Source organism: Geodermatophilus sp. SYSU D01106 (assembly GCF_054049995.1).
This window is the reverse complement of the sequence record NZ_JBJGYM010000043.1, coordinates 1-13,575: the sequence shown is the minus strand read 5'-3', so window position 1 is coordinate 13,575 and position 13,575 is coordinate 1. Positions and strand designations below refer to the sequence as shown.

The following is a 13,575-nucleotide window of genomic DNA, read 5'->3' as shown; positions in this document are numbered from 1 at the left end:
CCCCCCCGACCCCACCACCCCCCCGCCGCCCCGCGGCGGGGCCCCCCCGGGGCGGGGCCCCCCGCCCCCCCCCCCCCCCCCGGCCCCCCCCCCCCCCCGCGACGTCGTCGTCGGTGGAGCCGGGAACGCCCTCGAGCAGCCGGTCCAGCAGCGCGTCGAGGGGCCGGTCGCCGGCCTCGGCGAAGGCCGCGGCGAGCCGGCCGATGCCCTCGTCGAGGTCGGTGCGCCGCCGCTCGACCAGGCCGTCGGTGTAGAGCAGCAGCGTGCTGCCGGGCTCCAGCCGGGCGCGGTGGGTGTGCCGGGGCCTCTGCGGATCCAGCCCGACGAGCAGATCGGTGGCGGCGGTGAGCACCTCCACGCGGCCGTCGGGGGAGCGCAGCAGCGGCGGGGGGTGCCCGGCGTTGGTCCACGACAGCACCCGGCCGCCGTCCGAGCGGTCCACCCGGGCGAGGGCGACGGTGGCCAGCGCGCCGGTGCGCAGCCCGCCGACGGCCGCATCGAGCCGGGACAGCGCCAGCGACGGCGGCTCGCCGCCCTCGAAGGCGAACCCGCGCAGCATCGCCCGCAGCTGGCCCATGGTGGCGGCGGCCCGCACGTCGTGGCCGGAGACGTCGCCGATGACCAGCACCGTGGCGCCGTCGGAGTCGTCGAAGGCGTCCCACCAGTCGCCGCCGACCTGCGCCCCGGCGCTGCTGGGCAGGTAGCGGGCGGCCAGCTCCAGGCCGGCCGGGGACGGCAGCTCGCCGAGCAGCGCCCGCTGCAGCGTGGTGGCCACCGACTCCTGCCGGGCCAGCAGCGCCGCGCGGCTCACCGCCTGCGCGGTGTAGCGGGCCAGCGCCAGCACCAGCCCCTGCTCGACGGCGGAGAACTGCCGGGGCTGTGCCCACACCAGGCTCAGCGTGCCCGGCACCGAGCCCGCGACGGGCAGCGGCAGGTGTGCGGAGGCGCCGACCGGCGGAGGCGAGGGGACCGGGGGGTGTGCGTCGGGGAAGCGCTCCGCCGCGGCCGCGGCGTCGGGCAGGAACACCGCCCGCCCGGTGGCCAGCGCCGCCGTCGGCGGGGAGTCGACGCCCAGCGGCAGCGACGGCAGGTCGCCGTCGGCCGGGGCGCCGGCCGACGGGACGAGCTGGAGGCGCCGCCCGGCCGGGTCGACGAGTGCCAGGCAGGTCCACGAGGTGCCCAGCGCGTCGGCCGCGGCGGCGGTCACCGCGGCCGCGACGTCGGGCAGCGTGGCCGCGTCGGCGAGCGCCTCCGCGAAGCGCAGCAGCAGCCGGTTCTGCTCGCTGGTGCGCCGGGCGCCGGCGATGGCCGCCCGCAGGCGCAGCTCCGAGGCGGCCAGCCCGGCGATCTGGGTGAGCACCTCGACGTCGGTGTCGGTCCAGTCGCGCGGGCGCCCGTCGATGGCGCAGACCGCACCGACCACGTCGCCGTCGGGCCCGACCAGCGGCACGCCGCAGTAGGCGACGACGCCGAGGTCGGCGATCGCGCCGTTGCCGGCGAGCACCTCCACCTCGCGGGCGTCGCGGACGACCAGCGGCCGCGCGGTGGCCCGCACGTACTGGCAGAAGGAGTGGCTCAGCGGCGTGCGGCGGCGCTGCTGCCAGGCGTCGGGCAGGCCGACGGCCCCGGGGAACACCTGCTCGTCGGGGCCGACGAGGGTGACCAGCGCGGTGGGGACGTCGAGCATCGTGCGGACGAGGGTGGCCAGCCGGTCGAGGTCGGCGTCGGCGATGGCCGGATCGTCCGCCGGATCGTCGGCCGGGTCGTCCTCGCTGGTCACGCGGCCACGGTAGTCGCCGGGGCGGACATCCCGGCCGCCCACCGGGGCGGGCCGGTCATTCACGGGGTGTTCGCCGCGCCGCCGGCAGGCCGTCCACCCCGACAGGATGGGCTGCCGTGCGGGCCGCCCGGCGAGGGCCGCCGGCCGAGCCCGCGGAGGCCCTCGTGACCCGTCTCTCGCGTCGCCGCGCCGGCGTCGCCGGTGTTGCCGGCGCACTGTTCGCCGTCCTGCTCGGATCCGCCGTCCCGGCGTCGGCCGCGCCCCCGGGCGGCGCGCCGGGCGGCGGACCCACCGCCGGGGAGGGCGAGCTGCTCGTGATCGGCCACCGCGGCGCCTCGGGGTACCGCCCCGAGCACACGCTGGCGGCCTACGAGCTCGCCGCCCGGATGGGCGCGGACTCCATCGAGTGCGACGTCGTCAGCACCGCCGACGGCGTGCCGGTGTGCCGCCACGGGAACGAGATCGGCGGCACCACCGACGTCGCCGACCACCCCGAGTTCGCCGACCGGCGGACCACGAGGACCGTCGACGGCGTCGAGCTGACCGGCTGGTTCACCGAGGACTTCACGCTGGAGGAGCTGCGGACGCTGCGCGCGGTCGAGCGGCTGCCCGAGGTCCGCGAGGAGAACACGCTCCACGACGGCCTGTACCCGGTGCCCACGGTCGAGGAGTTCCTCGACCTGCGTGCCGACCTCAGCCGGGAGCTGGGGCGCGAGATCGGGGTCTACGTCGAGACCAAGCACCCCACCTACTTCGACTCGATCGGCCTCTCCCTCGAGGAGCCGCTGGTCGCCGAGCTCCGCGACGCCGGCCTCGACAGCCGTCACTCGCCGGTGTTCCTGCAGTCGTTCGAGACGGCGAACCTGCGTGACCTCGACGCGCTGGTCGAGGTGCCGCTCGTGCAGCTGCTGTCGGCGAGCGGCGCGCCCGCCGACCTGGTGGCCGCCGGGGACCCGCGCACCTACGCCGACCTCTCCACCGCCGGGGGCCTGGCGGAGATCGCGGCGTACGCCGACGGCGTGGGCCCGGAGAAGGACCAGGTGATCCCGCGGCTGGCCGACGGCAGCCTGGGTGAGCCGTCGTCGTTCGTGGACGACGCGCACGCGGCCGGGCTGCTGGTGCACCCGTACACGTTCCGCAACGAGAACACCTTCCTGCCCGCCGACCTGCGCGAGGGCACGGACCCGGCCGGCCACGGGCGGGCGGTGGAGGAGCAGCTGGCGTTCTGGGCGACCGGCATCGACGGGGTGTTCACCGACCACCCCGACGCCGCCGTCGTGTCCCGGGAGCTGTTCACCCGGGGTGAGCGCGCCGCCTGAGCGCCCGCGTCCCCCGGCGGCGGCTCACCGCTGCCGGGGGACGCGGCCCAGCAGGTGGAACTCCGGGTTGGGCGGGATGGCGGCGAAGTGCGCCAGCCGGTTGGACAGGGCGAAGAACGAGGTGATCGCGCCGACGTCCCAGACGTCCTCCTCGGTGAGGCCGTGCCCGCGCAGCCGGTCGAGGTCGTCGGCGGTGACGGCGGCGGGCTCGGTGGCCAGCCGGACGGCGACGTCGAGGACCGCGTGCAGCCGCGGCGACACGGGGGCCTTGCGCCAGTCGACGGCGACCAGGTCGGCCAGCAGCGGGTCGCGGGTGCGGATGCGGGCGATCGCCCCGTGCGCGACGACGCAGTAGGCGCAGTCGTTGGCCGCGCTGGTGGCCACCACGATCAGCTCCCGGTCACCCGTGGACAGCCCCGGGGTGTCCTTCTCCATGAGCGCGTCGTGCATCGCGAAGAACGCGCGGGCCTCGTCCGGGCGCCAGGCGAGGGCGGCGAAGACGTTCGGCAGGAAGCCCGAGCGCTCCTGCACCTCGGCGTAGCGCTCCGCGAGGTCGGCGGGCAGGCCGGCGGGGTCGGCGACGGGGAAGCGGCTGATCGGGGTGTCGGCGGTCACGCCGGGCAGCCTCCCGCGCCGCCCTGCCCGCCGTCGACCGCCCGCCGTCGACCGGCCGCCCGTGGGCGCCGCCGGGCAGAGTGGGGGCCGTGTCGCGCCGGAGGTCGGTCCTGCTCGCGCTCGCCGTGCTGGCCGGCGGGTGCACGGCGGCCGAGCAGCCGGCGGTCACCCCGCCCTACCGGCTCGAGCCGGCCTGCCCGGCGCCCACGTCGCCGACGGTGGTGTCCGCGGCGCTGGTCAACGAGGTGGTGGCGGTCAGCGACCTGCCGTACTGGCAAGCCGGCGACGTCGGCGCCAGCGCCCGGCTCTCCGACGGCCGGCTGGTGTGGGTCTTCGGCGACACCGTCCGCGCCGACGGCGTCGAGCCGCGGCTGGTGGCCAACTCCGTGCTGCTCACCTCGGGCACCTGCGTCGCGCAGCTGCTGCCGCCGGGAGAGGGGCCGGTGGTGCCCGACGTGGCCGCCGGCCAGGTGCAGTGGCCGATGTCGGTGGTCGTGCTGCCGCCCTCGCCGGGGCTCGCGTACCGGGGCGTCGACGACGTCGTCGTCGTGATGAGCGCGCGGACCGAGCGCGGCGACGGCACCGGCGGCCTGCTCGACTTCCGCTTCCGCGGCACCTCCGCGGCGGTGTTCACCGTGACCGACGGCGGCGCGCCGCAGCCGCTCGAGGTGCTGGAGGTGACGCCCGACGACCCGTCGGCGACGCAGGTCAACTGGGGCGCGGCCGCCACCGTGAGCGGCGGGTGGTCCTACGTCTACGGCACCCGGCTCACCGGGGAGCCGCTGGTGTTCGGCCGGGAGCTGTACGTCGCCCGGCTGCCGGTGGCGGACCCCGCCGACCGCTCCCGCTGGGAGTTCTGGGACGGCGCCGCCTGGCAGCCCGACATCGCCGCGGCCGCGCCGGTGCTGCCCGCCGACGGCGGGGTGTCGCAGACGCTGTCGGTGGACCGGGTCGGCGACACGTGGGTGGCGGTGTCCAAGCGCGGCGGCGACCTCGCCGACTTCGTCTACACCTGGACCGCGCCGGAGCCGACCGGCCCGTGGACGCCGAGCCGGGCGCTGCCGGCGCCGGCCGGCTACGACACCGGGCGGCTCACCTACGCGCCGCTGGCCCACCCGGAGGTCCCACTGGCGTCGGGCGGGCTGCTGGTGTCGGTGTCGCGCAACACCACCGACCTGGCCCAGCTGCTCGCCCAGCCCGAGGTGGGGCGGCCGCTGTTCGCCGAGGTGCCCCGGCCCTAGGCCGTGACCTGTCGGCGATGTGTACCTGGGGTGCGTTCCGCGGGCCGGAGTACGCCATCGGCGCACACCGCCGTCCCGACTCCGCCGTCATGCCCCACTCGGACGCGCTCCCGACCTCGTCGGCCGGGGGAGGGGCGGTCAGCCGGCGGTGACGACGCGGTCGCGGCCGGCGCGCTTGGCCCGGTACAGCCGGGCGTCGGCGAGGCCGAGCAGCTGGGCCGGCGTGCGGTCGGTGACCTCCGCGGTGCTCGCGGCGCCGACGCTGATCGTCACCGGCAGCTCCCCGGTGAGCGGCGCCCACGGGTGCGCGGCGACCGCGCGGCGGACGTCCTCGAGGTGCGCGGCGGCCCGGTCGGCGTCGGTGCCGGCGAGCACCAGCACGAACTCCTCGCCGCCCAGCCGGGCCGCGAAGGAGGTGGCGCCGGGCAGCGCGGTGTCCTGCAGGAGGCCCGCGACCGTGCGCAGCACCTCGTCGCCGACGGCGTGCGAGCAGGTGTCGTTGACCCGCTTGAAGTGGTCGAGGTCGAGCAGCGCGACGACGACCAGCTCGTCGGCGGTGGCCGGCGCGGCCAGCAGCCGGGGCAGCTCCTCGTCGACGTGCCGGCGGTTGTACAGGCCGGTCAGCGGGTCGCGCAGGGACAACTCGCGCCAGCGGCGGCTCTGCCGGCGGGCCTCGGTGGTCTCGTACATCGCCTGCAGCGCGCGGGCGCGGGCCTCGCGCTGCGCCGACTGCTGCTCGACGAGCTCGGCGACGTAGCGCTTGTGCTCCTCGAACGCGGCGCGGTGGTCGCCGGCGGCGGCGTGCAGCTCGGCCTGCTCGGCGCGGGCGCGCACCCGGATCGAGGCCAGCCCGTGCTCGGCGCAGCGGCGCAGGCACTCGGCCAGCGTGCGGCCGGCGGCCTCGACCTCGCCGCGCAGGCGCTGCACCTCGGCGAGGGTGAGCAGGAAGTCGGCCCCGGCGTCGCCGTCGTGCGAGGCGTCGAGCGCGCGCAGCCCCGGCAGCAGGGCGGCCTCGGCCTCGTCCAGCCGGCCCAGGCCCATGAGGGCGCGGGCCACGGTGTCGAGCCGGCCGACGTCGAGGGGCACGCCGTGCTCGGCGGCGAGCGCCTGCAGCCGGTCGCTGTGCTCGAGCGCCGACTCGAACCGGCCGGAGAGGGTGTCGGTGTAGGCGCGGTTGTTGAGGATGCGCAGCTGCCGGTCGACGTCGCCGAGGTCCTCGGCCAGCCGCAGCACCGCCGCGTAGCGCTCGGGGGCGGCCGGGTCGCGGGACAGGCCCAGCACGTCGGCCATCCGGACCAGGTGGTCGACCCGGAGCGCCGGCAGGTCGTCGTCGTCGAGCAGGTCGACCGAGACGACCGCGTGCTCCAGCGCGCCGGCGAGGTCGCCGAGCTCCTGGAACACGGCGGTGAGCACGAAGGAGCTGCGGGCCAGCAGGTGGCGGTGGCCGGTGTCGGTGGCCCAGCGGTGCACCTCCTGGGCGGTGCGGCCGGCGTCGGAGACGGCGCCGCGGCGGCGCAGCAGGTCGGCGCAGACCAGGCGGGCGCGCTGCTCGAGGTCGGCGCGGCCGAGCTCGCGGGCGGTGGCGAGCGCGGCCTCGGCGCGGTCGGCGGCGGAGCCGGCGTCGAAGCGGGACAGCGTCTCGAGCTCGTCCAGGACGGTGGCCAGCGCCGCCCCGGCGTCGGCCCGCGGGGGTACCGCGGGCACCGGGTCCTCCCGGACGGCCAGACTGGTCACGGCCTCGGGATCGGCAGCCCCGGCTCCGGTACTGAGTCGTCCCGGATCAGGACCACCCCGACGGGTGAGCACCGCGCTCAGCCCCCGGCCAGCAGGGCGCGGACGGCGTCGACGGTGTCGGCGTCCGCGGCGGTGCGGTCGGGCCGGTAGCGCAGCACCCGGGCGAAGCGCAGCGCGACGCCGCCGGGGTAGCGGGTGCTGCGCTGGGCGCCGTCGAGGGCCACCTCGACCACCACCTCCGGCCGCAGCTCCAGGCCCCAGTCGTGCTCGGTGCGGGCGTGCGCCGGGAAGGTGGCCGTCTGCCAGTCGAGCAGCTCGTCGGTCATGCCCTTGAACGTCTTGCCGACCATGAGCGGCTCGCCGCCGTCGGGGTCGCGGGCGCCGAGGTGGATGTTGGACAGCTTGCCGGTGCGCCGCCCGTAGCCCCACTCCACGCCGAGGACGACGAGGTCGAGGGTGTGCACCGGCTTGACCTTCTGCCAGGCGCGGCCGCGGCGGCCGGCGGCGTAGGGCGCGTCGAGGGCCTTGACCACCACGCCCTCGTGCCCGGCCGACAGCGCGTCGTCGAGCACGGCGGCGGCCTCCTCGGCGGTGGGCCGCCGCGCGCCGGGCATCCGCAGCGGGGCGGCGTCGTCGGCGGCGAGCAGCCCGTCGAGCACGGCCAGCCGGGTGGCCAGCGGCTCGTCGAGCAGGTCACGGCCGTCGAGGTGCAGCACGTCGAAGAAGAACGGCGAGAGCAGGACGGCGGCCGCGTCGCCGGGGTCCGTGCCGTCGCTGCCGAAGCGGCTCATCGTGTCCTGGAACGCGCGGGGGCGGCCGTCGTCGTCGAGGGCGAGGGTCTCCCCGTCGAGGACGGCGGTGCGGCAGGGGAGCGCCCGCACCCGCTCGACCAGCTCCGGGACGCCGCCGGTGACCTCGCGCAGCGTGCGCGTCCACACCCGGACGTCGTCGCCGTCACGGTGCACCTGGATGCGGGCGCCGTCGAGCTTGTGCTCCACGGTGACCTCGCTCCCGAGGTCGCCCAGCGCCGCGTCGAGCGAGGAGCCGGGGCTGGCCAGCATCGGCCGCACCGGGCGGCCGACCCGCAGGCCGACGGCGGCCAGCGCCTCCTCGCCCCCGGACAGGGCGGTGGCGGCGGTCTCGTCGAGGCGGCCGGTGAGCATGGCCGCCCGGCGCACGACCGCGGGCGGCACCTCCGCGGCGGCGGCGACCGCGTCGAGCAGCACGCCCTCCAGCGCCCCCTGGCGCAGCTCGCCACCGAGCAGCCGGGTGAGGAAGCGCTGCTCGTCGGCGGTGGCGGCCGACAGCACCTCGCCCAGCAGCGCGGCGCGGCGGGCGGCCGCGCCGGACCCGGTGGTGCCGGCCAGCGCGGTGAGCGCGGCGTCGACCGCGGCGACGGTCAGCGACGGCGCGTCCGCCGGCGGCGGCACCGCGCGGGACAGCGTGCGCCAGCCGACGCCGACGCGGCCCTGCGGGAGCTCGCCGGCCAGCCACGCGGCGACCGGGCCGACCTCGCCGGGGCCGGCGGCGCGCAGCGCGCCGGCGATCGCGGCCGCCTTCGCCGTGCGGGCGCGGGTGGCCGCCACCGCGGCCGAGGCGGCGACGACGTCGGCGAGCAGCACCCCGCCATGCTCGCAGCCGGGTACGACAGCGCCGGTCTCCCGCGCGGGCCCGGACGCGGTCAGCGCAGCGCCACCTCGGTGCCGGCCGAGAGCCACCGCGCCGTCACCTCGCGGCCCGCGGCCAGCAGCGCCCGCGCGCCGCCGGTGTCGCGCGGGCCGGTGGGCAGCCGGTCGAGCAGGCCCGCGGCCCAGGCGTCGGCGACGTGCGGCAGCACCTGCACCCGCGGGTCGGCGAGTGCGCCCGCCACCGCGGCCCGGTTGGCCACCGTGCGGGCCACGGTGAACGCCTGCAGCACGGTGTCCAGCGCGCCGGGGCCGGCCTCGACCGGCGCCACGTAGGGGTCGCGGTCGGGATCGGCCGGCACGCCGCAGGCCAGCGGGCCGGCGGCGCCGGGGTGCGCGGCGCAGCGGCCCTCGACGGCGGTCACCGGCGCCAGGCCGCAGTCGAGCACCAGCACGCGGTCGTCGGGGCCCGCGTCGGCGAGCGCGCCGGCCACCGGGACGCCGTCGACGATCCCGCCGTCGACGTGCAGGTGCCCGTCGGGCAGCCGGACGGGCGCGAACAGCCCGGGCAGCGCGCAGCTCGCGGCGAGCACGTCGCCGACCGGGCCGGTGCGGTGCCGGGCCGCCGCGCCGCAGTCGAGGCAGGTGGTCGTGACCGACAGCGGCACGGCGAGCTCGCCGAGGTCGTGCGCGGGGACGTGGTCGGCGACCAGCCGGCGCAGCGGCCGGTCGTCGAGGAACCCGGCGCCGCGGCGCAGCGAGCGGACCAGGCCGCGGGCGCGGGCGGGCCAGCCCGGGCGCAGCACCCGGCCCATCGCCGGGTCCGACCACAGCTCGGTCAGCCGCGCGGCCCGGTCGGGACCGGGCGCGGCGGCGAGGAAGGCGGCGTTGACCGCGCCCACCGAGGTGCCGTGCAGGGCGTCGACGGCGAGGCCGGTGTCGAGCAGGGCGCGCAGGGCGCCGGCCTGGAAGGCGCCCATGGCGCCACCGCCACCGAGCACGAGGTGGGTCCGCGGGGTCACCGGACCCATGGTGCACCGGAGGTGGCCGGTGGGTGGCCGTGCGGTGTCGCGCGCCTCGGCGCGCGGTGCGCACCAGGCCCTCGACGCGCGGCGCACCATGCCCTCAGCGCGCGGCGCGCCATGCCCTCACCGCGCGGCGCGCACCATGCCCTCCTGGGCCACGGTGAGCACCAGCCGCCCGCCGCGGTCGAACACCCGGCCCGAGCACATCGCCCGCCCGCCGCCGGCCCAGGTGCTCTCCTGCTCGCAGAACAGCCAGTCGTCGGCGCGGGCCGGGCCGTGGAACCAGACGGCGTGGTCGAGGCTCGCCGTCGCCAGACCCGGGGCGCCGATCACCGTGGCGTGCGGGGCGACGGCGGTGGCCAGCAGCAGCATGTCGGTGGCGTAGGCGAGGGCGACGGCGTGCGCGAGCGGCTCGTCCGGCAGCGTCTCGCGGGAGCGGAACCAGAAGCGCTGCCGGGGCGGCGCGGGCTCGCCGCGGCCGGCGGCGACGCGGGGCAGCGGGCCGTCGAAGCGGAAGTCGAACGGGTGCCGCCGGTCCAGCCAGTCCAGCCACGCGCGGACGGGGGCGGGGGCGTCGGCCAGCGCCTCCTCCGGCCGCGGCAGGTCCTCCGGCGGGGTCGCGGCGAGCGCGGGCACCTGGTGCTCCGGGCCGGCCTGCGGCCGGGTGAAGGAGCAGGTCAGCTCGAGGATGGCGGCCTCGCCCTGCCGGGCGGTCACCTCGCGGGTGGTGTAGCTGCCGCCGTCGCGGACGCGGGTGACGGCGAGGTCCACGGCCGCCGACGGGTCACCGGGGCGGACGAAGTAGGCGTGCAGCGAGTGCACCGGACGGCCGGCGTCCACCGTGCGCGCGGCGGCGGCCAGCGACTGCGCCACCACCGCGCCGCCGAACGCGCGCTCCCCGGCGGGGCCGCCGCGCGGCGCGGCGCGCAGGACGTCGTCGCCGGAGTCGGAGAGGTCCAGCAGCGCGGCCAGGGGTGCGCGGGGGGAGGGCGGCGGCACGGCGGGGAGTCAAGCACCCCCGCCGGTCACCGTGAGGGCGACGCCCCCGGCGAGCCGGTAGGGCGCGGGCGCCACCAGGTCGCCGACGACGCGGCGCAGCCGGGACACCTCGGCCCGCGCGGCGACCACGTGCCCGTCGTCGCCGAACAGCGCCCGGCCGAGCGCCGCGGCGTCGAGCCCGGCCGGGCCGGCGGCGGCCACCAGGGCGAGCACCTGCGCCTGCCGGCGGGTGAGCCCGGCCGACCAGGAGCCGTCGCCGCCGCGCACCCGCAGCACGGGCGCCGCGGTGAGGTCGAGCTCGGCCGACACCGGCGCGCGGGCCTCCGCGGGGCGCAGCAGCCAGCCCTCGCCCAGCCGCTCGGGCGTGCACAGCCCGAGCCCGGCGACGGCGAGCGGCCGGCCGGCCCGCGGGACGGCCACCCGGGCGCCCGCGGCGACACCGGAGCGGGCGGCGACCCAGCCGTCGTCGTCGACGAGCAACAGGGGCCCCCGCGCGGTGCCCAGCACCGGCCCGGCCGCGCGGCGCAGCCGGTCGAGGTGCTGCTCGTGCCGCCGCCACAGCCCGGTCTCGGCCAGCCGCACCGAGGTCTCCACCAGCGCCCCGATCGCCGGGTGCAGGGTGAGCGCGGGCCCGCTGACGTCGACCACCCCGAGCAGCTCCCCGGTGACCGGCGAGTGCACGGGCGCCGCCGAGCAGTACCAGGGGTGCTGGGCGGCCTCGAAGTGCTCGGCGGAGAACAGCTGCACCGGCGCCGCCTCGGCCAGCGCCGTCCCGATGGCGTTGGTGCCCACGGCGGCCTCGGTCCAGGTGGCGCCCTCGGCGAACCCGAGCCGGTCGGCGTGCCGGCGGGTGGCCGCCGACCCGTCCCGCCACAGCACCACGCCGTCGGCATCGGTGACGACGACGAGGCCGTGCGAGGCCTCCGCGACGCCGACGAGCACCTGCCGCAGCTCGTCGACCACCGCCTCCAGGCCGGAGGTGCGGCGGCGGGCCTGCACCGCGTCGGCGGGCAGCGGGTCGCGCGGCCGGGGCCGGTCGGGGTCCATGCCCAGCCCCAGCACGCGCGACCAGGACCGCTCGACCACCCGGCGCGGGCGCACCGGCGGACGGCCGCCGGCGAGGACGGCGTCGTGCACGCGGGACAGCACGCGGGCGTGCGTGGACAGGTCGGTGCCGGGCGCGACCGCCGACCACGCGGGCACCGGCGCCTCCTCGGCGTGCAATGCGCTGCAACGCTCCCGCCGCAGGTCCGGCGGGTGCTGTGCTGCACATCACACCACGTGTGCTGCTCGCCAGGGAGGACCCCGCATGACCTCGACCCTCGACACCCCGTCCACGGCCCCCTCCACCACCCCGGCCACCCGCGCCCGGGCCTGGTTCGCCGACCTCGAGGACGCGCTGCGCGCCCGCGACGTGGACCGCGCCGCCGGGCTGTTCGCCGCCACCAGCTTCTGGCGGGACCTGGTCGCGTTCACCTGGAACATCACCACCGTCGAGGACCGGGCCGGCGTCGCCGACCTGCTCACCGCCACCCTCGACCGCACCGACCCCTCCGGGTTCGCCGTCAGCGAGGAGCCGACGGAGGACGACGGCGTCACCACCGCCTGGTTCACCTTCGAGACGGCGGTCGGCCGGGGGCGGGGCCTGGTGCGCCTCGTCGAGGAGGACGGGCAGCCGCGGGCCTGGACGTTCCTCACCACGCTGTACGAGCTGACGGGCCACGAGGAGCCGCGCGGGCCCGGCCGGCCGAAGGGCGCCGAGCACGGGATCAACCGGGAGCGGCTGACCTGGGCCGAGCGCCGCGCACGGGAGGACGCCGAGCTCGGCCGCACCACCCAGCCCAACGTCCTCGTCGTCGGCGGCGGCCAGGGCGGCGTCGCGCTCGGGGCACGGCTGCGCCAGCTCGGCGTCCCGGCCCTCGTCGTCGACCGGCACGCCCGGCCCGGTGACCAGTGGCGCGGCCGCTACAAGTCCCTCTGCCTGCACGACCCGGTCTGGTACGACCACCTGCCCTACCTGCCGTTCCCCGACAACTGGCCGGTCTTCGCCCCCAAGGACAAGATCGCCGACTGGCTCGAGTCCTACGTGCGCGTCATGGAGATCCCGTACTGGGGCTCCACCGAGGTGCGCAGCGCCGCCTACGACGAGGCGGCCGGCGAGTGGACCGTGCAGGTGGTCCGCGACGGCGAGGAGCTCACGCTCCGGCCGAAGGAGCTCGTGCTGGCGACCGGCATGAGCGGCAAGCCCAACGTGCCCGAGATCCCCGGCCAGGACGTCTTCCGCGGCGAGCAGCACCACTCCTCGGCCCACCCCGGGCCGGACGAGTACGCCGGGAAGCGGGTGGTCGTCATCGGCAGCAACAACTCCGCCTTCGACATCTGCGGGGCGCTGTGGGAGCACGGCGCGCAGGTGACGATGGTGCAGCGCTCCTCCACGCACATCGTCAAGAGCGACAGCCTCATGGAGATCGGCCTCGGCGCCCTCTACAGCGAGGAGGCCGTGGCCGCAGGCATGACCACGGAGAAGGCCGACCTGACCTTCGCCTCCATCCCGTACCGGATCCTGCACGAGTTCCAGATCCCGGCCTACGAGCAGATGCGGGAGCGCGACGCCGACTTCTACCGCCGCATGGAGGAGGCCGGCTTCTGGCTCGACTGGGGCGACGACGGGTCGGGTCTGTTCATGAAGTACCTGCGCCGCGGCTCGGGCTACTACATCGACGTCGGCGCCGCCGACCTGGTGGCGAACGGCGACGTCGCGCTGGTCCACGGGCAGGTCGTGCGGCTCACCGAGGACGCCGTCGTCCTGGACGACGGGACGGAGCTCCCGGCCGACCACGTCGTCTACGCCACCGGCTACGGGTCGATGAACGGCTGGGCGGCCGACCTCATCAGCCAGGAGGTCGCCGACCGGGTCGGGAAGGTGTGGGGCCTGGGCTCGGACACCACCAAGGACCCGGGCCCCTGGGAGGGCGAGCAGCGCAACATGTGGAAGCCCACCGCCCAGCCGGCGCTGTGGTTCCACGGCGGCAACCTGCACCAGTCGCGGCACTACTCGCTGTACCTCGCGCTGCAGCTGAAGGCGCGCCAGGTGGGCATCCCGACGCCGGTGTACGGGCAGGCGCAGGTGCACCACCGGCGGTGAGCGGCCCGGGGGGGGGGGGGGGCGGGCGGGGCCGCGCCCCCCGCCGCCCGCCCCGCCCCGCCCCCCCGCGGGGCGGCGGGCGGGGGTCGCGG

The 13,575-nt window shown here is 77.9% G+C and carries 10 protein-coding genes; 3 read left to right on the top strand and 7 right to left on the bottom strand.

The genetic code is table 11. The features are described 5' to 3' along the window. A partial coding sequence (locus ACI78R_RS23125) for a GAF domain-containing SpoIIE family protein phosphatase (protein ID WP_457042437.1) occupies positions 1 to 1,780 on the bottom strand: 1,780 nt, incomplete at its 3' end. Between the two features lie 164 nt (positions 1,781 to 1,944). On the opposite strand from ACI78R_RS23125, the gene ACI78R_RS23120 reads away from it, so the two are divergent. Then, positions 1,945 to 3,099 (top strand): glycerophosphodiester phosphodiesterase, encoded by a 1,155-nt coding sequence (locus ACI78R_RS23120; RefSeq protein ID WP_457042436.1) that lies wholly within the window; start codon positions 1,945 to 1,947, stop codon positions 3,097 to 3,099. Between the two features lie 24 nt (positions 3,100 to 3,123). Here ACI78R_RS23120 and ACI78R_RS23115 read toward each other — a convergent pair whose 3' ends face one another. Beyond that, positions 3,124 to 3,714, bottom strand: coding sequence for a peroxidase-related enzyme (locus tag ACI78R_RS23115; protein WP_073420060.1), 591 nt, complete (start codon positions 3,712 to 3,714; stop codon positions 3,124 to 3,126). Positions 3,715 to 3,803: 89 nt separating this feature from the next. On the opposite strand from ACI78R_RS23115, the gene ACI78R_RS23110 reads away from it, so the two are divergent. Then, complete coding sequence (locus tag ACI78R_RS23110; RefSeq protein ID WP_457042435.1) at positions 3,804 to 4,955, top strand: DUF4185 domain-containing protein; 1,152 nt, start codon at positions 3,804 to 3,806, stop codon at positions 4,953 to 4,955. Between the two features lie 138 nt (positions 4,956 to 5,093). Here the strand turns inward: ACI78R_RS23110 and ACI78R_RS23105 are convergent, their stop codons facing one another. The 5 genes from ACI78R_RS23105 to ACI78R_RS23085 all read right to left on the bottom strand — a co-directional run bounded on the left by ACI78R_RS23105 (position 5,094) and on the right by ACI78R_RS23085 (position 11,541). Then, positions 5,094 to 6,689, bottom strand: a complete 1,596-nt coding sequence (locus tag ACI78R_RS23105) for a GGDEF domain-containing protein (RefSeq protein ID WP_457042434.1) — start codon at positions 6,687 to 6,689, stop codon at positions 5,094 to 5,096. Between the two features lie 77 nt (positions 6,690 to 6,766). Then, complete coding sequence (locus tag ACI78R_RS23100) at positions 6,767 to 8,311, bottom strand: ATP-dependent DNA ligase (protein WP_457042433.1); 1,545 nt, start codon at positions 8,309 to 8,311, stop codon at positions 6,767 to 6,769. A gap of 59 nt (positions 8,312 to 8,370) precedes the next feature. Continuing rightward, positions 8,371 to 9,336, bottom strand: coding sequence for a patatin-like phospholipase family protein (locus ACI78R_RS23095; protein WP_457042432.1), 966 nt, complete (start codon positions 9,334 to 9,336; stop codon positions 8,371 to 8,373). A 126-nt stretch (positions 9,337 to 9,462) separates the two neighbouring features. Continuing rightward, on the bottom strand, positions 9,463 to 10,338 hold the full coding sequence (locus ACI78R_RS23090) for an acyl-CoA thioesterase (RefSeq protein WP_457042431.1): 876 nt from the start codon (positions 10,336 to 10,338) through the stop codon (positions 9,463 to 9,465). A gap of 9 nt (positions 10,339 to 10,347) precedes the next feature. Then, positions 10,348 to 11,541, bottom strand: a complete 1,194-nt coding sequence (locus ACI78R_RS23085; RefSeq protein WP_457042430.1) for a GAF domain-containing protein — start codon at positions 11,539 to 11,541, stop codon at positions 10,348 to 10,350. A gap of 106 nt (positions 11,542 to 11,647) precedes the next feature. Here ACI78R_RS23085 and ACI78R_RS23080 point away from each other — a divergent pair, with 106 nt between their 5' ends. Continuing rightward, on the top strand, positions 11,648 to 13,483 hold the full coding sequence (locus ACI78R_RS23080; protein WP_457042429.1) for an NAD(P)-binding domain-containing protein: 1,836 nt from the start codon (positions 11,648 to 11,650) through the stop codon (positions 13,481 to 13,483). The last annotated feature ends 92 nt before the right edge of the window (positions 13,484 to 13,575 follow it).

Excerpts from the sequence above, each read along its gene's own strand:
- ACI78R_RS23080 (WP_457042429.1), top strand. The coding sequence starts at position 11,648 with ATGACCTCGACCCTCGACACCCCGTCCACGGCCCCCTCCACCACCCCG.